22 protein-coding genes are annotated in these 23865 nt (G+C 34.7%); 2 read left to right on the plus strand and 20 right to left on the minus strand.

What is annotated here, in order from left to right:
• Positions 1-36: 36 nt before the first annotated feature.
• The 4 genes from bla to ACMA47_RS13800 form a co-directional block, all read right to left on the minus strand.
• Entirely contained in the window at positions 37-924 is an 888-nt protein-coding gene (bla, locus tag ACMA47_RS13785; protein WP_413930227.1) for a class A beta-lactamase, subclass A2, read from the minus strand.
• Between the two features lie 267 nt (positions 925-1191).
• Positions 1192-3075, minus strand: coding sequence for a type VI secretion system baseplate subunit TssF (locus ACMA47_RS13790; RefSeq protein WP_413930228.1), 1884 nt, complete (start codon positions 3073-3075; stop codon positions 1192-1194).
• Positions 3076-3099: 24 nt separating this feature from the next.
• The gene (locus tag ACMA47_RS13795) at positions 3100-3540 is read right to left on the minus strand and encodes a GPW/gp25 family protein (RefSeq protein ID WP_413930229.1); all 441 of its coding nucleotides are present in this window, start codon (positions 3538-3540) and stop codon (positions 3100-3102) included.
• A 157-nt stretch (positions 3541-3697) separates the two neighbouring features.
• A complete protein-coding gene (locus ACMA47_RS13800; protein WP_413930230.1) occupies positions 3698-5110 on the minus strand; it encodes an APC family permease in 1413 nt (470 codons plus the stop codon).
• 142 nt (positions 5111-5252) lie between these two features.
• On the opposite strand from ACMA47_RS13800, the gene ACMA47_RS13805 reads away from it, so the two are divergent.
• Positions 5253-5750: a DUF4920 domain-containing protein gene (locus tag ACMA47_RS13805; RefSeq protein ID WP_413930231.1), complete on the plus strand. Its 498-nt coding sequence runs from the start codon at positions 5253-5255 to the stop codon at positions 5748-5750.
• A gap of 210 nt (positions 5751-5960) precedes the next feature.
• On the opposite strand, the gene ACMA47_RS13810 is transcribed toward ACMA47_RS13805, so the two are convergent.
• The gene (locus tag ACMA47_RS13810) at positions 5961-6365 is read right to left on the minus strand and encodes a hypothetical protein (protein WP_413930232.1); all 405 of its coding nucleotides are present in this window, start codon (positions 6363-6365) and stop codon (positions 5961-5963) included.
• Positions 6366-6413: 48 nt separating this feature from the next.
• Positions 6414-7523 (minus strand): M14 family zinc carboxypeptidase, encoded by a 1110-nt coding sequence (locus ACMA47_RS13815; RefSeq protein WP_413930233.1) that lies wholly within the window; start codon positions 7521-7523, stop codon positions 6414-6416.
• A 969-nt stretch (positions 7524-8492) separates the two neighbouring features.
• On the opposite strand from ACMA47_RS13815, the gene ACMA47_RS13820 reads away from it, so the two are divergent.
• Positions 8493-9023 carry a helix-turn-helix transcriptional regulator gene (locus ACMA47_RS13820; protein WP_413930234.1) on the plus strand — a complete coding sequence of 177 codons (531 nt, stop codon included), beginning with the start codon at positions 8493-8495 and terminating at the stop codon, positions 9021-9023.
• A gap of 455 nt (positions 9024-9478) precedes the next feature.
• On the opposite strand, the gene ACMA47_RS13825 is transcribed toward ACMA47_RS13820, so the two are convergent.
• The 14 genes from ACMA47_RS13825 to ACMA47_RS13890 form a co-directional block, all read right to left on the minus strand.
• Positions 9479-10645, minus strand: a complete 1167-nt coding sequence (locus ACMA47_RS13825) for a proline dehydrogenase family protein (protein WP_079241849.1) — start codon at positions 10643-10645, stop codon at positions 9479-9481.
• A 63-nt stretch (positions 10646-10708) separates the two neighbouring features.
• Positions 10709-11638: a UbiA family prenyltransferase gene (locus ACMA47_RS13830; protein ID WP_413930235.1), complete on the minus strand. Its 930-nt coding sequence runs from the start codon at positions 11636-11638 to the stop codon at positions 10709-10711.
• 10 nt (positions 11639-11648) lie between these two features.
• Complete coding sequence (locus tag ACMA47_RS13835) at positions 11649-12575, minus strand: mevalonate kinase (RefSeq protein ID WP_413930236.1); 927 nt, start codon at positions 12573-12575, stop codon at positions 11649-11651.
• A gap of 203 nt (positions 12576-12778) precedes the next feature.
• A complete protein-coding gene (locus ACMA47_RS13840) occupies positions 12779-14269 on the minus strand; it encodes an MFS transporter (RefSeq protein ID WP_413930237.1) in 1491 nt (496 codons plus the stop codon).
• A 311-nt stretch (positions 14270-14580) separates the two neighbouring features.
• Positions 14581-15759: an acetyl-CoA C-acyltransferase gene (locus ACMA47_RS13845; protein ID WP_034697648.1), complete on the minus strand. Its 1179-nt coding sequence runs from the start codon at positions 15757-15759 to the stop codon at positions 14581-14583.
• A gap of 57 nt (positions 15760-15816) precedes the next feature.
• Positions 15817-16227, minus strand: coding sequence for a hypothetical protein (locus tag ACMA47_RS13850; RefSeq protein ID WP_413930238.1), 411 nt, complete (start codon positions 16225-16227; stop codon positions 15817-15819).
• A gap of 2 nt (positions 16228-16229) precedes the next feature.
• Positions 16230-16634 (minus strand): hypothetical protein, encoded by a 405-nt coding sequence (locus tag ACMA47_RS13855; protein WP_413930239.1) that lies wholly within the window; start codon positions 16632-16634, stop codon positions 16230-16232.
• Between the two features lie 367 nt (positions 16635-17001).
• The gene (locus tag ACMA47_RS13860; RefSeq protein WP_413930240.1) at positions 17002-18282 is read right to left on the minus strand and encodes an MFS transporter; all 1281 of its coding nucleotides are present in this window, start codon (positions 18280-18282) and stop codon (positions 17002-17004) included.
• 22 nt (positions 18283-18304) lie between these two features.
• Positions 18305-18904 (minus strand): bifunctional nuclease family protein, encoded by a 600-nt coding sequence (locus ACMA47_RS13865; protein WP_034697639.1) that lies wholly within the window; start codon positions 18902-18904, stop codon positions 18305-18307.
• A gap of 188 nt (positions 18905-19092) precedes the next feature.
• The gene (locus ACMA47_RS13870) at positions 19093-20040 is read right to left on the minus strand and encodes an electron transfer flavoprotein subunit alpha/FixB family protein (RefSeq protein WP_034697637.1); all 948 of its coding nucleotides are present in this window, start codon (positions 20038-20040) and stop codon (positions 19093-19095) included.
• A gap of 41 nt (positions 20041-20081) precedes the next feature.
• On the minus strand, positions 20082-20828 hold the full coding sequence (locus tag ACMA47_RS13875) for an electron transfer flavoprotein subunit beta/FixA family protein (protein ID WP_034697635.1): 747 nt from the start codon (positions 20826-20828) through the stop codon (positions 20082-20084).
• Between the two features lie 150 nt (positions 20829-20978).
• Positions 20979-21686, minus strand: a complete 708-nt coding sequence (locus ACMA47_RS13880) for an SDR family oxidoreductase (RefSeq protein ID WP_079241856.1) — start codon at positions 21684-21686, stop codon at positions 20979-20981.
• Positions 21687-21766: 80 nt separating this feature from the next.
• A complete protein-coding gene (locus tag ACMA47_RS13885) occupies positions 21767-22690 on the minus strand; it encodes a T9SS type A sorting domain-containing protein (protein ID WP_413930241.1) in 924 nt (307 codons plus the stop codon).
• A 211-nt stretch (positions 22691-22901) separates the two neighbouring features.
• Positions 22902-23822, minus strand: a complete 921-nt coding sequence (locus ACMA47_RS13890; RefSeq protein ID WP_413930242.1) for a T9SS type A sorting domain-containing protein — start codon at positions 23820-23822, stop codon at positions 22902-22904.
• Between the last annotated feature and the right edge of the window lie 43 nt (positions 23823-23865).

A 23865-nucleotide genomic window follows, 5' to 3' on the forward strand; every position in this document is an offset into this window, starting at 1 on the left:
TTCATAATTCATAATTCATAATTCAATTACACATTTTTATTTGTGCGTATAGTATTCCCAGACCGCACGAGTGATATCTGAGATAATTTTTTCCGTATCTGCCATTTCTTCTTTAATATTTTTAAGATAAATGGATAAAATCACATGTTTTCCATTGGGGAGCTTTATGATTCCTACATCGTTCATGGCTGCACGTAGATTATTTTCATTTCTTCCGGAAATTCCTGTTCGGTGAGCCAACTCTGTCCCTACAGGCAATCCTGCTTTCATCCATGTAAGTCCTCTTGAAGTTTCTACCATCACCTGATACAGGTATTTTGTAGTTTCTTTTTTCAATACCTTTCCTTTATAGAATTTTTCCAAAAGTTCTGTAGTTGCTAAAGGTGTTGTGGTGTTCAGATAGCACTTTTCAAACGAGGACATTTCCTTCTCATTGACTTTTATAGTAAAATCTTTGATTCCTTGCTGATTGATGAATTTCTGTACTGTTTCTGTTCCACCAAGTATATTCAATAAAATATCACGGCCGTTGTTATCACTATGGAAAACCGTATATCTTATTAATTGGTCTAATGTAAGATACATATTTCCTTGAGGATATTCTTCCCGGATCGGACTCCAGGTTTCGGGTAACAGGTCTTCTTTTTTGATGAAGAATTTTTGATCCAGCTTTAATTTTCCTTTATCAACCTGGTTCAAAACGGCCAATGCAATATGAAATTTGAAAACACTCATCATTGGAGTTTCTTTATTTCCATTGATGCTAAGTGTATCTTTGTCTTCTATTCCTTTTAAAGATATTCCAACGGTGGCATTTTTTGTAGCAATAATCTGAGTGATTTTATTTCTCAGATCCTTAATAGTCTGGCTTTTTAAATGGCTTGTAAAAAGGAGAAGCAGTATTAGAAGTGATATTTTTTTCATTGAATTGTGATTCTGATTATTACGAATTTGTTTAAACTTTTTTGAAACATTAAGATTGCATTAAGGTGTTTAGAGTATTAAGATGAGCTTTGCTTTAAGCTTAAAAATCAGAATGATTTATCAACTTAAGTATGCTTTACTGCTTAAATCCTTCTTAATGGTTTAAGAAATACCCAATATTTTTTGATAAGTTTAAACAACTCCTACATTAAAAATGCCGTAGTGGGTACGGCATTTATATTTTAAACTTATTTATTTTTTAAGGAATTACATATCCTGGAAATCGACATCTTCGTTGGTAATTCTTACAATATACTCAATTCCGTCTATGGCTTTGGAAATGATCTGATTTCTGATGATATTGGCCATATTTTCCCAATAGGCTCTTCCGTAAAAAGAATAATTCTGCGGAACAATTTCTACCTCAACAGTTCTTACAAATCCTTCTTTCGGTTTGTTGCTGATCATTGTTCCTCTTCTTACTCTTACTTCTCTTACCTCATCTTTCAGAATCATACGGCAATAATTTTTAACGTCTTCCAAAGAAATGATCTTATCTCTGGTTGTCAAAGCGTATTTATAAGCCTGAATACTGTCCGTCCCTTTCTGCTCTTCTGCTCCACCTAATGTTTCGGTAAGTAATACCACAGTCTGAGATTTCAGCTGATTGGAAAGTTCTGTTCCTGGTCGCATATGATTGGCCAGCGTACAATGTGTTACCCAGAAAGAAGCGTAAGTATGATCTGTTTTTTCTACAGGTTCCATGATTACATAATTCAGTTCCTGTCTGATATTCCTTTTGGCATTGTTTACTTTCTGTACCATGGTTTTCATTTTATCAGACATTTCGCTGAGAACTCCTTTTACATTATCTCTGTTCAAAAGGGAAAATGCAGCAATTTCGTCTCTGGTCAGTTCCAGAACATTGGCAATCATATCGACTGCATTTCTGCTTGTGAAGCGTTCCATTCCTCCTTTTCTTACGGTATATAAACCTTTTTTAAGATCATCAGCAGGAGTGAAAGGAATTTCCGTATATTTTCTTCCGTCACCATCCTGTACCTCATCTACATAAAGGAAATGCTCTCCTTCGTCTGTTACCAAAGGAATATTATTCCCCATAATATCCAGGCTGTACTCTGTTTTTTTCCAGCCTCTGTTGTATACCGGAAAAGCATTCAGAACAAAGGAAAAATTATCCAGGATTTCTGCTGAAAATTGTGGCGGAAACTCAAAAGTAAGCCACAGATAACTTTTATTGTCCAGGAATTTAGAAATTTCTTCTTTTCCTGCAAGGAAATCAAGATTCTGTGGAAGCTGCCCCGGTTCTGAGAACAGACTTTGAGAGATTCCTGTTACTTCAATAAATTTATGGCGATAGATACTTTTAATATCCTCAATCACCTTATTTCTGATGGATTGTTCTTTGAACATCTGTTCATAACCATCATTCTGACTTTCTGTAAGATAACTTAATCCTTCTCTTACAAACAGAGGATTGCCATTACTTGATACCGAGATATAAGGCAATAATTTGTATACGAAATCAAGGTGCTCAAAAGCAGGATTGGAGCAGAATATGCTCAGATATTTCGGAAAATTTTCACTTACATATTTGCTTACATCTACTCCGATTGTAATTTTCCTGTAATCTTCAGGTTTCCCCTGGAATCTTGCAATAGGAATTTTATTGAATCTGTCATCGATGCTGTAACAGGTATTTCCTACAAACATGATAGAAGTATGAACTTTATTGATTCTTACATTTCCTACCGGAGTAAAAGGAATGTTCAGTTGCTTGTCTGATTCTGATTTTACAGTGGAAGTCATCTGTTTACGGAAGAAAAATTCCGTGTGTTCCAATAAAATCTCAGAAGACTCATAAGGCTGTGTAAAAGCTACGGAATGAGCCGGAATAGGATGTGTATAAATGGACGGTGTAAGTAATTTTGCCAGTTTTTCCAATATACGGGCATTTACCGTCTGTATTTCATTATTCGCTTTGAAAACTTCTGTACTGAATGCGTCTATCAACAGTTTTACAAAAGGATCTAAAGACTGCGGACTTCTCAATCCCCATACCTTTGTTGCATTCTGCAGCATTCTTGCTTTTACAGATTCTTTGGAATAAATATTCTGATCTAAATTCATAATTTTCTTTCGCTGTTAAAAATATTAATCAATAGACATCGGGCTTAGAAACAATTCTGTGGAAAAACTAAAACGTTCTCCTGTTTCTTCCATTTTTGCATTGATGGCAATTCTTACTTTCTTTTTAATTTCGGTGTGTTCTTTAGTATCATAACTGTGCTCTACGAATTGTATATGAGCATCAATCTGCGGGTTTACGATTCTTGGTTCATATTCATGAATCTGTCTCCTTAAGCTTTTGATAAAAACGCTTTCCCAGATGGCACTTGTAACTCCATTATCGAATTCAAGGTTCCAGACATCGTTTCCATAGTTTTCATCATATCTGTTCTCCCCTTTTTTGGTGGTGATCAGCAGCATAATATTGTGGGCAATACTTTCTCCCATATCGCAGGTATCGATACTTCCGCCTTCGGTCATTAAAGTAGACGGTACGAAAGGCATTCTGTAATTTGGTGTATCCATAGCTTATTGTTTTTACTTCATGGTCCTGTTTTAAAAACGAAATACCAAATTACACATTTTCGACAAATAATAATGGTATACTTTAAAATATTATTCAAAAATAAGGGCCTTCAAACTGAATTGAAAGCCCTTTAATCTGTTATATTTTTATGTTATTTTAAGCATTTGCTTTTTTTCGGTTGATAAAATAGTACACGGGAAGTCCCAGCAATACCAAAACAAAACCAGGCCAGGTATACTGCTGTTTGTAAATAAGCAACAGAATACAGAAACAGGTACCGATGATAAGATAAATAACAGGTGTTACCGGATAAAGCCATGTCTTATAAGGTCTTTCCAGTTCCGGCTGTTTCATTCTTAAATAAATAACTCCAAAAACCGTAATCATATAGAACAGAACAATCACGAAAGAGATCATATCCAATAAATTTCCGTACTGCCCGCTCAAACACAAAATGGAAGCCCAAACTCCCTGCATCCATAAGGCATTTTCGGGAACTTCATTTTTATTATTTTTTTCTGCTGATTTAAAGAACATTCCGTCTTTTGCCATCGTCTGAAAAACTCTTGCTCCTGCCAGAATCAATCCGTTATTACAACCGAACGTTGAAATCATAACTAATAAAGCAATGATGATAGTTCCTGCACTTCCAAAAATATTCTGAGATGCTGCTACCGCGACTCTATCATTGGCTGCAAATGCAATCCCGTCTCTGTCCAGTGCATTTAAGTAGACATAGTTCACCGCGATATAAAGGATCATTACAGCAGAAGTACCGTAAATCATAGACTTTACTACATTCTTTTTAGGATTTTCAATCTCCCCGGAAACAAATGTTACACTTTCCCAGGCAACGGAACTGAAAACAGAACCCACCATTGCAGCAGCAATTCCGCCTAAAAGAGTCATTCCCCCAATGGGTTCCCAACCTTCTTTAAGGAAATTACCACTCAAATCTTTTTTAAGATTATTGAAAGAATCTGTTCCCCAGCTGAAGTTTTCTGTTAAATGAGAAACGTCTACCAATATAAAACCGGCAGCAATCAAACCTAATAATGCAATAATTTTGGAACCGGTAAAGATATTCTGAAGAATTTTCCCACTCTCTACTCCTCTGGTGTTGATATAAGTAAGTAAAATAATGACAGCAATGGCCAGAATCTGTATCCATGTAATTTTAAATTCACCACTTTGGAAGATAGGTGCTGCATCGTTTAATGAGGGAATCAAATACGCTGTAAATTTACCAAAAGCCATTGCTACGGCTGCAATTGTTCCGGTTTGTATTACGGTAAACAATCCCCATCCGTAAAGGAAACCCATTCTTTTACCAAAGATCTCTTTCAGGTAAGTATATTGGCCTCCGGCTTTCGGAAACAGTGCAGACAGTTCTCCATAGCTTATAGCTGCGGCTACTGTCATTATTCCTGTGATGACCCACACCACAATGAGCCAGTATCCTGACCCCAGGTTTCGCATCATGTCAGCACTTACAATAAAGATCCCGCTTCCGATCATAGATCCCATCACAAGCATGATGGCATCCCATAGTTTCAGTTTTTTTTGCATAGTCAAGTATAGGGGTCAAATATAATCAAATCTGTCTTTGATTTTCAATTTTGTTGAAAATTCATCAAAACACCTGTTTTTTGTCATTTTTTATTCCTTTATGATTCAATTTTAATTAGTATTTTTGAGAAAAATATTAAACATGAAATTTAAAGTTTTATTATTTGCTGCCGTTTTAGCAGGTTCTTCATCAGCATTTGCTCAATCCGGACCACCAGAAGGGAAAGCTTTGGTAGGTGATACTTATGGAAGTCAGGTAACTTCATCTGCTGAATCCAAAGCGATCACCGTAGATAAATTGAATAAGCAGCTTAAAAAAGACAACAAAAAGGTTGAGAATGTATCCATTAAAGGAAAAGTAACTGACGTATGTGACAAAAAAGGTTGCTGGCTTACCATCCAGACAGAAGATAATTCTAAGTTTTTTGTAAAAATGAAAGACTACGCTTTCTTCGTACCTACAGCGTTAAAAGGAAAAAATGTAGTATTGGATGGCAATGCAGAAAGAAAAGTGATTTCTGTAAATGAGCAGAAACATTATGCAGAAGATGCTAAACAGCCTCAGTCTGAAATTGACGCTATCACTCAGCCTAAAGAAGAGATCAGATTTGTAGCGAATGGAATTAAAGTGGTTAAGTAATCTTTAATTATTGAATAAAATTTATTGCTAAGGTTAGGTTTTGGATAAAGCCGGATGAATATTTATTTAAAATAAATGGGCTAAAGCCCATTTATATTGAATATGAATTTTATTTTACTAGCTCAAATTCTGAAATCAGATATAAAAATACAAATTCGGCAGGCCTTTAGGCCTGCCGAATTTTTTATAAGGTGATATTAACTGATCCTATTATTTACTCAGTTTCTTTTCTTTTTCTAACATTACCGGATAAACAGGTAGAAAATCATACGATGGATAAAACTCAGTCTTGAATCCACCCCAAGCTCCGCTTTCAAAAACCTGATTCACTTCTCTTGTGTATTCAGGTTTAAATCTTAAAGTAATAATCTGCCCTATTCCCATCACAACATTCCAGGATACAATACGGGTGTGACTTTTATTGAGCTTCTGATAAAATTTTTGCTTCATCACTCTTGCCTGAATTGAGTCCACAGGATTTTCCTGCATGTGGCGGAGGATTACGGTTACCATTACACTATCATTTGCTTTATAGGGAATGGCAGATTGATTTTGTGCCATCAAAGGCAGTCCCATACTTATCAATAAAATTAAGGTCAGAAAATTTTTTATCATAATAATCCTTATTAATTTAATAACGGAGATTATCTTTATATCATTGTTTTAATCTTCAATTTTAAATTCTACCACAGCATCCAGTTTAGGATATTTAGTTGCAGAAATAAATTTCTTTCCGGTACAGTCTATTTCCAGCCAGCCCTTCTTTTGTTTTACATCCCCAGCTTCCATTACAAAAGGAATAAAAGAGATTTCATTTTTCCCTTCTTCTTTGATCTCTCTATACTGAACTGCAATATCCAGGATACATTCATGCTCTGTATTCAGCTTTACATTTCTGTAAATAATATCATAATGCGTTTCCTGGTTCTCAGGAATTTCAAGATAAGTTTCCCATCCCGCAATATCAGAGTTCAGTTCACTGATTGCTTTTAATGCATAATAAAGAGCAATTGTATAATATTTTCTTGTTCCTGTTCTCGTATAATCTTCTACAAAGTGTCCACCTTCGAATAAGATGGTTGGCATTCCTGCTTTGATAAAGTTATCTCCGGTAGAAGTCGGATAAAATTCGTCAGAATATCTTCCGATCTGGTTGGGAATCATTTCTTTTAAATGGTTGTATACACTTCCAATGACTGCCATACATTTTTTTCTGTTTACGGTAACCGTACGTTCTACGTTTTCAGAAGGTGCCAAAAAGGAAAGTGTAGCAGGATGAATTCCATCTGTAGTAAATATGGTTCTCTGCTCATGAAGGTTTAAAGCATAATCATACTTTTTGGAAGCAGCTGCTTTCTTCAGGAATTTAATCTCCTTACTGGCTTCGTTATGAAAATCCCTGTTCAGGTCTATATCTGCAGCATTCAGTCTGGTCCATCTTTCAGATCCGTCCGGATTCAGCATGAATATAAAATCAAGTTTTATTTTACTGAACAAATCCTCTTTCAGTTCCGGAGCTTTATCAAGACTTACTAAAAGGTCAAGCATTGCATGAGTAGCATTAGATTCATTTCCGTGCATTTGTGACCAGGCCAATACCTGAATGTTTCCGGTTCCGATGCTTAACTGATAAATAGGTTTATCTAAATAGGATGTTCCGATCTCCTGAATATAATCGCTGAGATTGGTCTGTAGATAAGAAAATAATTTTTCAGGGGAAATATAGCGATTTGAGAAATCGGGGTTTTGAGAATAGATCTGTTCAAAATTCATTGTAGGAATAGTTTACAAGAATCAAATTTAGCCATTTTTAGCCAAAAACTTAAATTAACATTTGTAAATATTGGTAAAATTAACAAATTTACATTTGACATCTGTTTTGAAAATTGTTTACAAGGTTTAAATCAATAAATTTTTGAGTTCTAAAAACAAGTTAACACTTGTAACATTATTAAACAGTACCGCAAGACAAATTGTCTGTGGATAAAATTGTGGATTGCGAATAATTAAATTGAATATATTTAATTATCTAAAATTCAGCACTTTACTAAACTTACTTCAATTGTATTTGTAACAGTGCTTTAAGTGTATAAAAAGGCTATTTTTACTATTTGAGAGCTATTTTATTAAACATATAAATTGTGGATAACCTTGTTTTTTAACAATGTATACATATGTAAAACGAGTAAAAAACCAAATGAATCTCTGAAAATTATTCAAATAACACTTTTTTTAAGAGTTTTAATCTTTAATAAAATGAGTTGTTTAACAGGAACCCTATTTTTACTTCAATTTAGCCAAATATGGGCTTAAAATGGGGTATTGACATCGGTAATTTACCAATGTAACTTTGTTAAAAGTGCTTTTGTATGCGTTATATGAGGTATTTATCGATATTTCTATTTCTGAAAATGATTTAAGGTGTTTAATAATGTATATTCTGTTTTTAAAGATATTTAATGGACAAAATGACCCCATCAAGGGTGAGAATTTACATTCTTAAATCAATATTTTAGAAAAATAAGAGTCATATTAGATATATATGCTGCGAGCTGAAATCGCTCATTGTAGATTAGTATAATAGGCAAATACAATTGTAATTTAGATATAAATATTTGATTTTAAAATGATTAAAATAAAGTTACAAATGTATACAAAGAATATCTTCGATTATTTACATTTGTGTTTTGCATTTGTAAATTATATATATTACATTTGTAAAATAATTAATGACTTATTTTTATGAGTTTAAATGAAAGAATTTCCAAAATTATAGAGTATTCTCGTCTTACTCCTTCTGAGTTTGCAGATGAGATTGATGTGCAGCGTTCGTCTATTTCACATATCACATCAGGAAGAAACAAACCGTCTCTTGAATTTATCATAAAAATAAAATCCCGTTTCCCGGAACTTCTTTGGGACTGGCTGGTTACCGGTGAAGGTGAAATGTTGAAATCCCAGCTACCCGAATCAGAAATTAATGAAGAGCATGCCGAAGAGGAAAAAATAAAGACAACTCCACTACCCGACCTTTTTACAATGATGAATGATGATGATGAATTCGGAAGTGATGAAGCGGAAGCTCCAACATCAAGTTCTGGAGAATCGTTTATAACAGCCCAAGATAAGGCCCCGGAAAAAATATCGGATTCTCAGCGATTAGAAAATTCCGGCGATCATATTCTAGGACAACTATTTGGTAATCAGCAAAGTAAAATAAAACGTATCGTTCTCTTCTATGAAAACGGAAAATTCGAAAGTTTTGAGCCTTAAAAAAACCTGATCAAAGAAAATGATCAGGTTAAAAAATATTTGAAGAAGAAAACTAAAGCTATTGCTTTATTTTATTTTTAAAATTTTTACAGGATAGCAGCTGATAGAGTTTTTCTTTTTTATGATCATCTGTTCCTATAATTATAGTTTTTATAATTTGGGCTATTTAAAAGGGTAATAGTACTGGATTATTATATGGTTGAGATTCTATTCTAAGACAGAATTATAACAGTAATTGAAAATATTTTTTTTGCATTAGTTTTTTATGGCTCTATCAAATATAATTATTTAAAATCAAATCAGCAATAAAAATAAAATTATTTTACTATATAATCACAACAACTAACAATTGTTTCGATTATTATTAATTATCATATTTCTCAAGTCGCTTCGTTCCAATAAAAAAGACCCACACAATTGCAGGTCTAGTAATAGATATATTGAGAACAATATTATTATTTCTTTCTTCTTTCAAGTTCTTTTTTGATCAGTCCAAGCTCTCTTCCGGTTTGTCCGGCTACAGAGGTGTTTTCCTGGGCTCTTCTCGTCAAATAAGGCACAACATCCTTTACAGGTCCGTATGGAAGATATTTAGCCACATTATAGCCTTTATCAGACAAATAGAAGGTGATATTATCACTCATTCCGTAAAGCTGTCCGAAATAAACGTGTGGATTACTACTTTCCAGAGATTTTGCTTTCATCTTATCCATAATCAGCTCAGAAGAGATTTCATTATGGGTTCCAAAGAATGCTGAAACTTTATCCAAATGATCCATCACAAAATCAATTCCTGCATTATAATTTTTATCTGAAGCCTCTTTGGTTGGCTGAATAGGATCTGCATATCCTTTTTCTGCAGCTCTGGCTCTTTCTTTTTCCATATAAGCGCCACGAACGATCTTGTAACCAATGAAGTAATTCTTCTCTCTTGCTCTTTGAAGGTTGGCTTCCATATACTCCAGTCTTCCGGTTCTGTACATCTGGATGGTATTCCAAACGATAGGTTTCTGCTGGTTATATTTCTCCATCATCTCTTCACAAAGATGGTCTGCTGCATCCTGCATCCAGGTTTCTTCAGCATCTACCATTACTTTTTTATCATGTTCGTGGCAAAGACTGCATACTTCATCAAATCTTTTTACCACTCTTTCCCATTCTTCTTTCTGGCTGGTAGTAAGCTCTGCTCCTTTTCCAACAGCTTCATAAAGATCAATTCTTCCGAAAGCGGTAGGCTTAAATACAATAAAAGGAATCGCCGGATTTCCTACTGAGAATCTTACAATATCCTTAATTTCTTTGCAAACCGCATCAAAAGTTTCCTCATCTTCCTTCCCTTCAATGGAGTAATCGAAAATACTTCCAACTCCTCTTTTGAATAGCTGCTTGACAACTTTCATACTTTCTTCACGGGTTTCACCACCACAGAACTGCGCAAATAAAGTATTTTTTACAATTCCGGTTACGAAAGGAAAATTATTGTGTACTGTGAAATTCAGAACAGATGTTCCAAGGCTTGTAAGAGCGGGCTGTTCAATCATTTTAAACATCCAGTAAGCCTTTCTCAATTGTGCATCAGACTTGTCTGCAAATGCAATTTTAGTATCATTAAAAATGGGCATTCCTATTTATTAAATTTAGTTATGCAAAGGTAATAATAACCTCAGTTTATTTAAAGAATTTTTTTACAATTTATGCTCTATTCCATTTAAAAGCATCGCAATGATTCCAACGAAAACCCAGAATCGTAATATATTCAATGTAAAGAAGTTACTTCTTCGGGAAGCGTTTAATAAGAGATAAATGCATACGATCATAACAAAAAGCCCTCCGGCAAAATAATAGGCCATGAATCCGGTGATGCCGGTTTTTGTAATAATCTTCATTGAAACTAACATGGTAACTATCAGTAAAGAAGTCAGAAAAATTTTTGTATTTCTGCTTTTAAAATAATTGGGAATTGTGGTGTATCCAAATGTTTTATCCACACTTCTGGTAAGAGTATCTTTCACAATATCAATACACAACAGAATAAGAAACAGAAAAACAGCCATCAGGAAAACCTTTTTGGAAAAGGTTTCGTAATACACCATCATTCCAAAGAACGGATACAAAGTGAGACTGACAAAAGTAAGATTGTTCAGGATCAGTATTCTGCTCAGTTTATGGCTGTAAAACCACATAAAGAACTGATAGACCACAAAAAAAACAAATACATTGTGAGAAATCATCCAGGCTACCCCTAAAGAAATAGCACTGAGCGCCAGATAAGCATAGAGAAAATATTTCTGTTTGATGAAGCTCTGAACTCTTGTTCTGAAGGGTTTTACTACATGATCTTTCTCCAGATCGTAGAATTGGTTGATAATACCACCCGCCAGAATCGTAAGGACGGTACAAAAAATAATACCGTGAACTTTAAAATCAAATACAAATTTTCTGAAAGATTCGTCCTGATTGAACAGGAAAAAAGTAGAAACATAGAGCGCAAATGTCAACAGAGCAGCTACAAAAAAACGTGCTCCGAGGAGAAAGCCCACGAATTGTGAAAATCTGTAAAATAGAGATTTTGAGAGATAGTTTTTAGATTGGAAAGGTTCTTTTTCAGAATTCATTCCAATCTATTTAAAATCTGTAAATCACTTCTTTTTGGAAGCCATCAAGCATTTTTTCTGCTTTTGCATAATCTTTGGTAAATCCTAAGATATAGCCGCCTCCACCGCTACCGCACAGTTTCAGATAATAAGCGTTAGAATCCAGTCCTTTTTTCCAGATATTAAAAATACTTTCAGGAATCATAGGGCGGAAATGTTCATAAGCCCAGTGAGAAAGCTTTTTAAGATTTCTGAAGAATGGGTTCATGTCTTTTTTAAGGAAAGATTCGATACATGCGTTGTTATAACGGATGAATTCTTCTTTCAGGGTTTTACGGAAACCTTCTGTTTTCATTTTTTCGAAGAAAATCTGGATCATAGGTCCTGTTTCACCAGTCATTCCGGAATCAATCAGGAAAATAGCTCCTTTTCCTTCTTCACCTTCCGGAATATCTACCCTGTCTAAATTTTCTTTATTTTCGATAAGGATTGGCAGATTCATATAACAGATCAGCGGATCCATTCCTGAACTTTTTCCATGGAAATAGCTTTCCATTTCACCAAAAACAGCTTTTAATTTTTTAAGATTATCTTTTGAAATGTTTTCAGGGTTCAGTTTGCTGATTGAATATTTTTCAAAAATAGCAGCTACCAAAGCCCCGGAACTTCCCACTCCATATCCCTGAGGAATATTGGAATCAAAGAAAAGTCCGTTTGAAATATCATTTTTGAAGCTCTCAATATCCAACTTAAAATCGTCGGAAAGATCAAGTGCTGTAAGAAATTCAGAATATTTCTGCAGATGTCTGTTGGAATTAAGTTCAAATTCAGAACTCAAATCTGAAAATTTCAAAGTTCCTTTATAGAAGCTGTATGGTACTACAAGCCCCTGGGAATCTTCAATCATTCCATATTCTCCAAACAGGATTATTTTTGCATAAAATAAAGGGTTGGTCATATTGACAATAAATCTTTTTGCAAAGTTAAAAATTATTCCGCTGAATATAAGCAAAACTCAGGCCGAATTGTCTTCTATTTTACTTTCTTCAGTTCTTCTATTAAAAATACGAAAAAAATATGGTAAATAAATATAATTTCATAGATAAAATTCAATGAATTACCTTGATAAAAAAAAGACGTTAAAAATAACGTCTTTTAATTTTATAATGTTTCTCTGTCTTTTCTCATTTTAACGTTCAGGAATCGTATTAAAATTAATCCTGCTCCAAAAAATATGGTCATTGATAAGGCTGCAATACGCATATTATTGAAATGTTCAATCAATGTAGCAAAGATAAATGTTCCGATAATGATGGCAATTTTCTCCAAAACATCATAGAAACTGAAGTAAGTAGTGTTTTCCATTGAGTTTTCAGGAAGTAGTTTTGAATAGGTTGATCTTGACATTGCCTGAAGACCACCCATTACTAAACCTACTACAGCTGCTACGCCATAAAACTGATATTCTACTGTAGGATTTTCTTTGTTCAGGAAATAAGCCCAAAGACAAGCTACAATCCAAAGGATGATCGCAATTGAAATAACATTTCTGTTCCCAATTCTCTTTGATAATCGGGAGAAAATAACCGCACCAATGATGGCTTCAATCTGAATCACTAAAAGAGTTCCGATCAGTTTATCCTGAGCAAGATTAATTTCACTCTTTCCAAATAATGTAGCCATCAGGAAAATAGTCTGCATTCCTACACTGTAAAAGAAGAAACTCGAAAGGAAGAATTTCAGATTTCGATCTTTGAAAAGCTCTCCTCCTACTTTAAACAGTTCGTGAAAACTTTCTTTTGCAATATCTTTATAGAAGCTCAGGTTATCTTTAAATACCTCAAAGAAGCCACCCTGCTCTTCATGTTTTTTGAAGATATTCTTATAGTTCAGTAATACTAAATCTTTAGGAAGTTTATCTTTCACATCCCCAAATTGAGGAAGATGTTTGAATGTATATTGAGAAAACCCGAACCACCATGCTCCTGTTAAAAGGAAGCTGATTCTTGTAAACAGTAGCTGCTGAGCTGCTCCTTTGGCAAAAACCTGAATCAATACCAAACAGATAACCACTAAAACTACGGAACCAATATATCCATAAACATATCCTCTTGCAGAAAGTGCATCCTGTCTGTCAGGTGTGGCAATATCCGGAAGGAAAGAGTTATAAAACACTAAACTTCCCCAGAAACCGACACTGGCCGTAATACTGAATAAAAGCCCCAGAAATACATTATGCATCCCCGTAAACATGGCTAATCCCATACAAGAGGTTGCGCCAAGATAGCAGAAAAACTGCAGGAAAGATTTTTTGTTTCCGATGGTATCTGCTAATGAAGATAAAAATGGAGACAGTAATACCACAACAAAGAATGATATGGTAAGGGAATATCCATACACGGCATCCGGCTGGTATTCTTCGCCAAAAATTTTGATCATATGCCTTACCGGAACATCAATCCAGGTTTTTGTTTCCGCTATATATTCTTTTTTCTCGTAAGCGGTGGTCAGGATAGAGTAATAAATGGGGAAAATGGTAGAGGTAATCACCAGGGAATAAACAGAATTTGCCCAGTCATATACAGCCCAGGCTTTCATAATTTTCGGATTATTCTTTATGTTTTTAGGCTGTCGATTCTCAGTTTCAGACATTTCAAATATATATTAGTAGCACAAAAATAGAAAAACTACTGAATATTCTACGGTTTTTAATGTTATTTTGAAAATAATAATTGTAGGGTATTAAAATAATTCAGCAAAGTTTTAATCTTATTTTATACTTTTTAAAGGTGAGAAGGTATTAATCAATGCTTTCGTCTGTGTTCGTAAAGAGCTGACGGTTCATATGATCAATCTGAATATATGATCGAAAGATAGTATTATTCTATTCTGTAACAAAAAAATCGGGGTACAAAGACCCCGATTTTTATATTTTAAACACACAATGTGTTTGTATGTGTCAACTATAAGTTTTCAATCACAATTGCAGAAGCACCACCACCACCATTACAGATAGCAGCAGCTCCATATTTCGCATTATTTTGCTTCAATACGTTGATCAATGTAACGATGATTCTTGAACCTGAACTTCCCAGTGGATGTCCTAATGCCACAGCACCTCCGTTTACGTTTACTTTAGCAGCATCTAATCCTAAGATTTTGTTGTTAGCTAATCCTACTACTGAGAACGCTTCGTTGAATTCGAAGAAATCGATATCTGAAACTTCTAATCCTGCTTTTTTAAGAGCGATAGGTAAAGCTTTTGCCGGAGCAGTTGTAAAGTTTTCAGGCTCGTGTGCTGCATCAGCGTAAGAAACGATTTTTGCAAGAGGTTTCAGTCCAAGCTCTTCCATTTTTTCTTTGGAAACAAGGATTAATGCAGAAGCACCGTCATTCAATGTAGATGCGTTTGCTGCAGTTACTGTTCCTTCTTCTTTTTTGAATACGGTAGGAAGTGTTGAAATTCTGTCAAAGTTTACCGCTTTATATTCTTCATCTTCAGCAAAGATTACAGGTTCACCTTTTCTCTGAGGAATAGAAACCGGTACAATTTCTTCGTTGAATTTACCTTCACTCCAAGCTTTTGCGGATCTTTTGTAAGATTCTACAGCGAAGTTATCCTGATCTTCTCTTGTAATATTATAGTCTACAGCACATTTTTCTGCGCATACTCCCATATGTACTTTGTTGTATACGTCTGTAAGACCGTCAAGTACCATTCCGTCAAGCATTTTGATATCGCCTAATTTTGTAGCGACTCTTGCATTGTAATAATGAGGAACTAAAGACATATTCTCCATACCTCCTGCAACAATTACTTCAGCATCACCAGCTTTGATCGCCTGAGCCGCCATTGTTACAGCCTTCATTCCTGAAGCACAAACTTTATTTACTGTAGTAGAAGGTGTATTGATTGAAAGACCTGCTCCTAAAGCAACCTGACGAGCCGGCGCCTGGCCTTCTCCTGCCTGAAGAACATTTCCCATATAGATTTCCTGAACATGATTAGGATCTAAACCAATTTTATCTAATGCTCCTTTTACGGCAGTTGCTCCCAGTTTTGTAGCCGGAACTGTTGATAAGCTTCCCATAAAACTCCCCATAGGTGTTCTTACTGCGGAAACAATGAATACTTCTTTCATGTATATAATTTTTATTTAGCTAAAACGGAATCAAGATTCCATTTTTATAGTTAGAATTTATTTCACTTTTACGTATACCAGATCAAACTGAGTCCCTTCAATTTTGGTATTCACTTTCAGAAGATTATCCTGAGTGGCTACTATTTTATTATTGAAGACATCTCCTATCTGTGCGGGATCATTTTTATCGGATTTTTCCATCACGATTGCTTTATAATTGCAGTCATCCACAAAAACCAATGTCGATTTGATATAGTCTTTTCCATTATTGAAATATTCGGTTTGAATATTATCTTTAATGGTCATATACCATATTGCTTCAGGGTAATTGGGTCTTGTAAACTTTCCTTCTTTTATATTCGCGCATTTAGGCGGATTATCCGGTTTTTTCTGTTCTGTTGCCTGAGCATGAATCTGTGTCGCTGCTGTCAACAAAATACCTGCTGAAAATATTTTTAAGAAGCTCATGTTTATATTTGTGTTCTGTTGTTAACTTTTTTATTTCCTCCGGCAAAAACCATCAGAAAAGCGCCTAAAAACTCTACAGCCCAACCCCACTTCAATGTAACAATTCCTGCAAAAGTTTCCTGCCAGGATTTGAATGGTAAAAAGCTAAAGTATTGAAGCGACTGCATTTTTACAGCAACTAGGGTAAATCCGAATAAAAGAATAAGCAGAATACCAAAAAATCTAACGATTTTAGCACTGTTATTTACAATTCCAAAAACTGCACAAGCGGAAAAGATCCAGCATGCAATAGCCAGATAATGATCAAGCTTCCAATAGTTCCAGTTCCCAATGACAGGCACGTGTACCAAGGGTAAAAAGCTACCTACAATTACTAATAGTAATCCTAATAACTGAATATTTTTCATATTTACTAAAGTGCCAAAATACAAAAAAAAACACACTTTTAAAGAATGTGTTCTAAAAATGCACAATCCATGCACAAACGTTTGTTAGTCACAAAAAAAACTTAGTATTCTTATTTATTAATTAAAGAAATAATTTATTTTTTATCAAATTAAAAATTAACATTTTCGATTCTATTCCAACAGGAAGTCCATATTATTCTTCAGCAAAGCTTTATTTTGAAGACAGATTAATTCTCTCCGATCTTATTCATAAATCTTGCTTTTTCAGACATAAGATTCTATGGTATCAAAAGGTTCCTTGGGGAATAAAAAAATTGCATCTTTTTTCAAAAATGCAATTTAATATTTTAATAAATGTTAGCTTAAATTAATGCTTTACTGATGAAACATCTTCCGGGTTATGTTTATGCTTGAAAATAAAAGCAAATAATATTGCAACTACTAAAGCATACCCTGCAAAAATATACCACGACATTTCCCAACCTTTAAGCTGTAACAAAGGGTCTGTTTGAGAAAATACATAATGATTCACAACTTCCTGTGCCAAAAGCATCCCAATTGTTGCTCCAAAACCATTTGTCATCATCATAAATACTCCCTGTGCACTTGATCGTATACTTTTATCTGTTTCTTTATCTACAAAAAGAGAACCTGATACATTGAAAAAATCAAATGCAATACCATATACTATCATAGACAAGATAAACATCCATACACCACCACCTGGATTTCCCAATCCAAACAACCCAAACCTTAGAACCCATGCAAACATGGCCATTAGCATTACTTTTTTAATTCCAAATCTCTTTAAAAAGAATGGAATTAATAAAATACATGCTGTTTCAGAAACCTGAGATAGAGAAATTAAAGCATTAGCATGGTTAGATCCCCATGTATCTTTAAAAGATGGAATATCTTTAAAACTTGTTATAAAAGGATTTGCATAGCCATTCGTTATCTGAAGAGAAACCCCTAATAACATGGAAAAGATAAAGAATGTAGCCATTTTTTTATCCTTGAATAGACTAAATGCTTTTAATCCCAAAGCATCATATAAGCTTCTTTTTTCGACACTTTTATTAACAGGGCATTCAGGTAAAGTAAAGCAATAAAGGAATAATATAATTCCTAAAATACCTGAAACAAAAAACTGAGAATAATTATTCTGATAACCTGTAAAGTCTACAAATAGCATCGCACAGATAAATCCAATAGTTCCAAAAGTACGAATTGGAGGGAAAGCCTTAATAGTATCAAAGTTATTATTAACAAGAACTGTATAAGCCACAGAGTTTGACAACGCAATCGAAGGCATGTAAAACATTACACTCAAGCTATACAAAGTAAATAATTTGGAAAACTCAACATCGTTTCCAGCTGACATTCCATAATATCCAGCGGCAATCAAAAAAACAGCGGCCAGTAAATGACAGATTCCAAGTAGTCTTTGTGCTTGTATCCATCGATCTGCAATAATCCCCATAATTGCAGGCATAAAAATAGAAACAATTCCTTGCATTGCATAGAAAAGTCCTATTTTGGAGCCTAATCCTATAGAACCTAAATAATTTCCCATAGAAGTTAGATAAGCTCCCCAAACTGCAAACTGAAGAAAGTTCAGAACAGTCAGTCGTAATTTTAAATTCATAGTTTATATAAAAAGTATCTCTTTAGTCAATTTTCTTTTTCCTCCTCTTGATTTCTTCCTGGATTTCAAGGGCAGTATCATAGTCTTCTTCTTTAACGGCTTCATCTAATAATTTCTGAAGCTCTTCCATAGAAAGAGATTTTAAGTTATCTTCTGTCTGTACAGTTTCTGAGAAAGATTGATCTTCTTTTGAAACATCTTCCAGTTCCAATAAAATCCCGGCTTCATTTAAAACCTGCTGCGTTGTAAATATTGGCGCATCAAATCTTACGGCCATAGCAACAGCATCGGAAGTTCTGGCATCAAGGATCAGTTCTTCTTCGGTTACTTTATTTTTAAAGTTGATATTTGAAAAGAAAACTCCGTCTACAATCTGATAGATAATGACAGAAATCAACTCATAATTGGCAGAAACTATAAATTTTGTAAATAAATCATGAGTAAGAGGACGCGGTGGATGAATATCTTTCTCCAATCCGAGAGAGATAGACTGGGCTTCGAAATTTCCTATAACAACAGGTAATTTTATGTGTGTTTCTTCATGCTCCAGTAACAATGCGTACGCCCCCGACTGGGTCTGGCTGTACGATATTCCGCGAATAATTAGCTGCTTATAATCCATAGCTACAAATATAGATTAATTTTTTGTTGTGTTTTCACTTTTTTACGCAAAAATAAAAGCCCGGAAAGCCGAGCTTTTATCTGTATTGTTGATGATTGTCAAACGTCAATAGTGAATTTTGCTTCGCACGTGAATTATTTAATTGAAATTGACGAGCAAAGCGAATTGACTATTCACAATTCACTTTCTTATCCTTTAATTGCTTTAATTTTCTCTGTTAGTGCAGGAATAATCTGGAAAGCATCTCCTACTACTCCATAATCAGCAGATTTGAAGAACGGTGCTTCAGGATCACTGTTGATTACTACGATAGTTTTTGAAGAGTTAACTCCGGCAAGGTGCTGAATAGCTCCTGAAATTCCTACTGCAACGTAAAGATTAGGTGCAATTGCTTTACCTGTTTGTCCTACGTGTTCTGTGTGAGGTCTCCATCCGATATCAGAAACTGGTTTAGAACATGCTGTAGCAGCTCCTAAAACGTTTGCTAAATCTTCGATCATTCCCCAGTTTTCAGGTCCTTTCATCCCTCTACCAGCAGAAACAACAACTTCAGCTTCTTTAAGGTCTAATTTACCTGAACTCTGCTCGTGAGAAATCACTTTAGTATCTTCATTAGCTACTGATAAGTTTTTCACTTCTTCTGAGCCTGATACTGCATTTTCTTTAACACCGAAAGCGTTTTGAGAAACAGTAACGATTACTCCGTTTCCTTCTGCTTTTGCATGCATGAAACCTTTTCCTGAGAATGCTCTTCTTTTTACCTGGAAAGGAGAAAGGCTCTCTGGAGCTTCCAATGCATTAGTAATTAAAGAATAGTTCTTCATTACTGCAAGCATAGGAGCAATAGAAGAAGCGTCAGTAGTGTGAGGGAAAACGATGATATTTCCGTCTGCCACTTCACTTACAGCCTGTGCGAATGCTTTTGCTGAGAAATTTTTAAGACCTTCGTCTTTGATATTGATTACGTTTGATGCTCCATATTTGTATAATAAATCTGAAGAATCTGTTGGGTTTACAGAGATTGCCGTAACGGTATCTCCTGCTTTATCAGCGATAGCTTTAGCATAAGAAACTGCTTCAAAAGCTGCTTTTTTGTAAACTCCGTTTATATTTTCTGCGTATACGAATACTGCCATTGTTTTAAATTTAAAAATTAAAAGATTGAAAAATTTAAAGATTAGATTACCTTAGCTTCTTCGTGAAGTAATCTTACCAATTCATCAAGATTATCCGGAGAAACCATTTTCACAGCAGCTCTTGGCGGAACGCTGTCATAAGATACTCCCTGAACTTTTACTTCTGAAGAAGAAGGTTCTACTACCTGCAAAGGTTTTGTTCTTGCAGACATAATTCCTCTCATATTCGGGATGATAAGATCTTTCTCATCTACTAATCCTTTCTGACCTGCAATAATTGCCGGTAATTTTACAGAAATAGTTTCTTTTCCTCCTTCAATTTCTCTTACTGCAGTAGCTTCGCTTCCGTTAACGTCTAATCCTACTGAAGCGTTTACGAAAGGCTGGTTTAATAACTGAGCTACCATTCCAGGAACAGAACCTCCGTTATAATCGATAGATTCTTTTCCGCAAAGGATAAGATCATATCCTCCGTTTTGAGCTACAGCTGCAATTTCTTTTGCTGTAGAATAGCTGTCTTTTGGATCAAGATTTACTCTTACTGCATCGTTAGCACCAATTGCCAAAGCTTTTCTGATTACAGGTTCTGTAGCAGCATCCCCTACGTTGATTACTGTTACTGTTGCTCCCTGAGATTCCTGAAGTTTAACCGCTTTTGTCAACGCAAATTCGTCTAAAGGATTAATTACCCACTGAATTCCGTTTTTGTCGAAAGCAGATTTGTCTGCTGTAAAGTTAATTTTGGAAGTAGTATCCGGAACACTACTAATACAAACTAATATTTTCATGTGTACTATTTTATTTTTTCCCTTTTGGTGCATAAAATCATGACAGTTTATGCAGAGATTTTGTTTGAATTAATTTTTGCTAATATAAATAAAAAATATATTATGCATGCATAATACTTATTAAATTATTATTCAATACATTAGATGTAGTTACTTAGCTGGTTTCGTTGCCCTAAACTCTATTTTACTTGGCAAAACTCTTGGATTCATCTTTAAAATATCCAATATAAGATTCCCCATATCTTCAGGCTGGATCTTCCAACTGTCCTTTTCAGACGGAATATTTCCGTTAAAATGAGTCGCTACAGATCCTGGCATAATCACCGTAGATTTAATATTGTATTTTCTTAAATCAATCATGGCGGCCTGTGTGAAACCTACCACACCGAATTTTGAAGCGTTGTATCCTGTACCATTCTCAAAGAAGTTAGCTCCTGCCAGGCTGGAAATGGTAATATAGTAACCTTCTGTCTTTTTCAGTTCTTCCACAGAAGCTTTTAAGGTATAAAAAACACCGGTAAGATTTGTTTCTATCATATCATTCCACTCCTCTGCCGTCAACTCATCTACGGGCTTAAAAATACCCAATCCTGCATTAGCAATAATATAATCCAGTCTTCCGAACTTTTCGACGGTATATTTTACAGCTTCCTGTTCGCTTTCCAGACTTCTTACATCAGAAACAATCCCCAAAACATTTTCTGAATATTGCTTAAGTTCTTCTTCTGCCTTCATTACATCTTCTCTTTTTCTTCCTGAAAATGCTACAGAAATGCCATTTTCAAGTAAAATTTTCGCAATCCCGAAACCTATTCCTTTGGTTCCTCCTGTTATATAAGCTGTTTTATTATCTGACATATGATTGAAATTTTTAATTCTCTAAAATAACAAAAACGCTCCAATTGGAGCGTTTTGCTGATACTAAGATTTATCAGTAATTATTTTTTGATGAACTTCTCTGTGAAGTTTCTTCCTTCTGTTTCTATATTCAGTAAATACGCTCCGGCAGACAGGTTTCTAACATTTACCTGATCTCCGTTTAACGTTACATCCACTTTCTTTCCAGACATATCATATGCTTCAACATGTTTGATTTTGTTAGGCGTTGTGATTTTTATAACATCAGTAGCCGGGTTTGGATAGATAGACAATTTTACGTCATTCTTAACAGCGTCTTTAGTAGACAAGGCTGCTTCATTATTAATTTTGATATTATCGATATAGGCAGAACCTCCATAATTATCATGTACAAAATCCATTCTGTTAATATTATTGTTACTGAATGGTTGTCCTGTATAAATTAAAGCATCATTCAGGTAATATTGGATTCCCGTAGCTGTAGAAACTATTTTTACCCTGTACCATGTATTGGCATTCCAGGTTTGATTGGTATTGACTAAATTATTTGAACCCGCATTTGCAATCAGAATGCTTCCATCATAAGAGAAATCAATATACGTAACGATTCCTCCTGTACCTACTGTATTTACGGTTCTAAAAACAAAATCTGAACTTGATGAACTTTTTTGAGTCAGTCTTACGTCAAATGATTGTGTAAAGCTATTATACGTTAATGGCGTCGTAAAAGTATAAAAACCTCCCATTACAGGACTCTGCTGTGGCCCATAAGGAGCATCTGTTGTTATTTTAAAACTGTTTGATCCCTGGCTTGCCATTTCAGCGGATACCAATTGACTTGTCAGATATACTGGCGGTGTTGCTCCATTATTAGTCGTAACCCAGCCCTGCTGTCCATTAATGTTTCCTGCTGTATATCCTTCACCAGCTTCAAAAGAAATAGTCTGCTGAGCAAAAGATGATATTGAAATTAACGAAATGGCGAAAATGTAAAGTTTCTTCATGATATTTTTTTAGTTTTGAGCAAATATATACGTTTTAAATCTAAAAAGCAAAATATGTGAATATTTTACACGTATTAATAAATTAACATAATATTTTTAACTAAAAATAATAAAGATATTAAATCTAAGGACAAACGTCAATTCCGAAAAATCATCCACAAATACACCAAAACGCTAAAAAGAGCATATGTTTTCAGAAGCATGAAATAATTTATCTGATAATCACTTTTTCAGTAAAATTTCTTTCTTCAGTTTTTATATTGACCATATATATTCCTTTGGCTAAGCCTTTTACCTCTATTTTATTATGGTTTATTTCAGTCTTTATCAGCTTACCTGTTTCGTCATAGAGTTCTATACTTTTTACTTTGGCAGCAGCATTAATATTGATAAAATCAGTTGCAGGATTAGGATAAAGAGATATTTTTTTAGTATTTGCACTGGAATCCTGAACACCCATTGTTCCCAGCTCGCTATTAATTTTAATATGATCAATATAAGCTGATCCCAACGAATTATTATGTACAAAACGAAGCTGGTTTATATTCAATGAACTTGCTGCTGTACCTGTATAGATCAGCAGATCATTAAGGTAATACCGGACATCTGTAGCACTTCCTACTACTTTTAACCGATACCAGGTATTCGACAGCCAGGCGGAAGGTGTAGCAATAAGGTTCTGTGTACCAGATAACATATCCAGGATCTTTACCGATCCGGTTTTTCCAAAATCCAATCTTACTACAAGCTGGTCATCAATATTGTTTACAGCCTGAAAACCAAAATCAGAACCGTTGAGCTGTGACATATTGATATCGAATGATACAGAAAAATTATTGTAAGCAAGAGGAGCGGAAAGGTTATAAAAACCTCCGATGACTGGCTCTGCCTGCGTTCCATACGTACTTTCTTTGACAATTCTCAGGGAACGGCTTCCATCACTGGCTTTATCTAAACTGATGGTTTGATGGGTAACATTTTCCGGCACACCTCCTGTGGGCGTACTGATCCATCCTGCCTGCCCATTGACATCTCCAACGTTGAATCCCTCCATAGGTTCAAAGGATATGGCTTGTTGAGCGAAAACACATAGTGACGATAGTAAAAATGCAATTGAGTAGTATTTTTTCATGGTAAATCGAGTTTTGTATTAAAAATATAAACTTTCAATGAAT

The sequence above is a fragment of the Chryseobacterium sp. T20 genome (genome assembly GCF_047345655.1).
Classification (GTDB): Bacteria; Bacteroidota; Bacteroidia; order Flavobacteriales; family Weeksellaceae; genus Chryseobacterium.

Bases quoted from the DNA above. Each gene is read 5' to 3' on its own strand.
- bla (WP_413930227.1), bottom strand. From the start codon at position 924: ATGAAAAAAATATCACTTCTAATACTGCTTCTCCTTTTTACAAGCCAT.
- ACMA47_RS13790 (WP_413930228.1), bottom strand. From the start codon at position 3,075: ATGAATTTAGATCAGAATATTTATTCCAAAGAATCTGTAAAAGCAAGA.
- ACMA47_RS13795 (WP_413930229.1), bottom strand. From the start codon at position 3,540: ATGGATACACCAAATTACAGAATGCCTTTCGTACCGTCTACTTTAATG.
- ACMA47_RS13800 (WP_413930230.1), bottom strand. From the start codon at position 5,110: ATGCAAAAAAAACTGAAACTATGGGATGCCATCATGCTTGTGATGGGA.
- ACMA47_RS13805 (WP_413930231.1), top strand. From the start codon at position 5,253: ATGAAATTTAAAGTTTTATTATTTGCTGCCGTTTTAGCAGGTTCTTCA.
- ACMA47_RS13810 (WP_413930232.1), bottom strand. From the start codon at position 6,365: ATGATAAAAAATTTTCTGACCTTAATTTTATTGATAAGTATGGGACTG.
- ACMA47_RS13815 (WP_413930233.1), bottom strand. From the start codon at position 7,523: ATGAATTTTGAACAGATCTATTCTCAAAACCCCGATTTCTCAAATCGC.
- ACMA47_RS13820 (WP_413930234.1), top strand. From the start codon at position 8,493: ATGAGTTTAAATGAAAGAATTTCCAAAATTATAGAGTATTCTCGTCTT.
- ACMA47_RS13825 (WP_079241849.1), bottom strand. From the start codon at position 10,645: ATGCCCATTTTTAATGATACTAAAATTGCATTTGCAGACAAGTCTGAT.
- ACMA47_RS13830 (WP_413930235.1), bottom strand. From the start codon at position 11,638: ATGAATTCTGAAAAAGAACCTTTCCAATCTAAAAACTATCTCTCAAAA.
- ACMA47_RS13835 (WP_413930236.1), bottom strand. From the start codon at position 12,575: ATGACCAACCCTTTATTTTATGCAAAAATAATCCTGTTTGGAGAATAT.
- ACMA47_RS13840 (WP_413930237.1), bottom strand. From the start codon at position 14,269: ATGTCTGAAACTGAGAATCGACAGCCTAAAAACATAAAGAATAATCCG.
- ACMA47_RS13845 (WP_034697648.1), bottom strand. From the start codon at position 15,759: ATGAAAGAAGTATTCATTGTTTCCGCAGTAAGAACACCTATGGGGAGT.
- ACMA47_RS13850 (WP_413930238.1), bottom strand. From the start codon at position 16,227: ATGAGCTTCTTAAAAATATTTTCAGCAGGTATTTTGTTGACAGCAGCG.
- ACMA47_RS13855 (WP_413930239.1), bottom strand. From the start codon at position 16,634: ATGAAAAATATTCAGTTATTAGGATTACTATTAGTAATTGTAGGTAGC.
- ACMA47_RS13860 (WP_413930240.1), bottom strand. From the start codon at position 18,282: ATGAATTTAAAATTACGACTGACTGTTCTGAACTTTCTTCAGTTTGCA.
- ACMA47_RS13865 (WP_034697639.1), bottom strand. From the start codon at position 18,904: ATGGATTATAAGCAGCTAATTATTCGCGGAATATCGTACAGCCAGACC.
- ACMA47_RS13870 (WP_034697637.1), bottom strand. From the start codon at position 20,040: ATGGCAGTATTCGTATACGCAGAAAATATAAACGGAGTTTACAAAAAA.
- ACMA47_RS13875 (WP_034697635.1), bottom strand. From the start codon at position 20,828: ATGAAAATATTAGTTTGTATTAGTAGTGTTCCGGATACTACTTCCAAA.
- ACMA47_RS13880 (WP_079241856.1), bottom strand. From the start codon at position 21,686: ATGTCAGATAATAAAACAGCTTATATAACAGGAGGAACCAAAGGAATA.
- ACMA47_RS13885 (WP_413930241.1), bottom strand. From the start codon at position 22,690: ATGAAGAAACTTTACATTTTCGCCATTTCGTTAATTTCAATATCATCT.
- ACMA47_RS13890 (WP_413930242.1), bottom strand. From the start codon at position 23,822: ATGAAAAAATACTACTCAATTGCATTTTTACTATCGTCACTATGTGTT.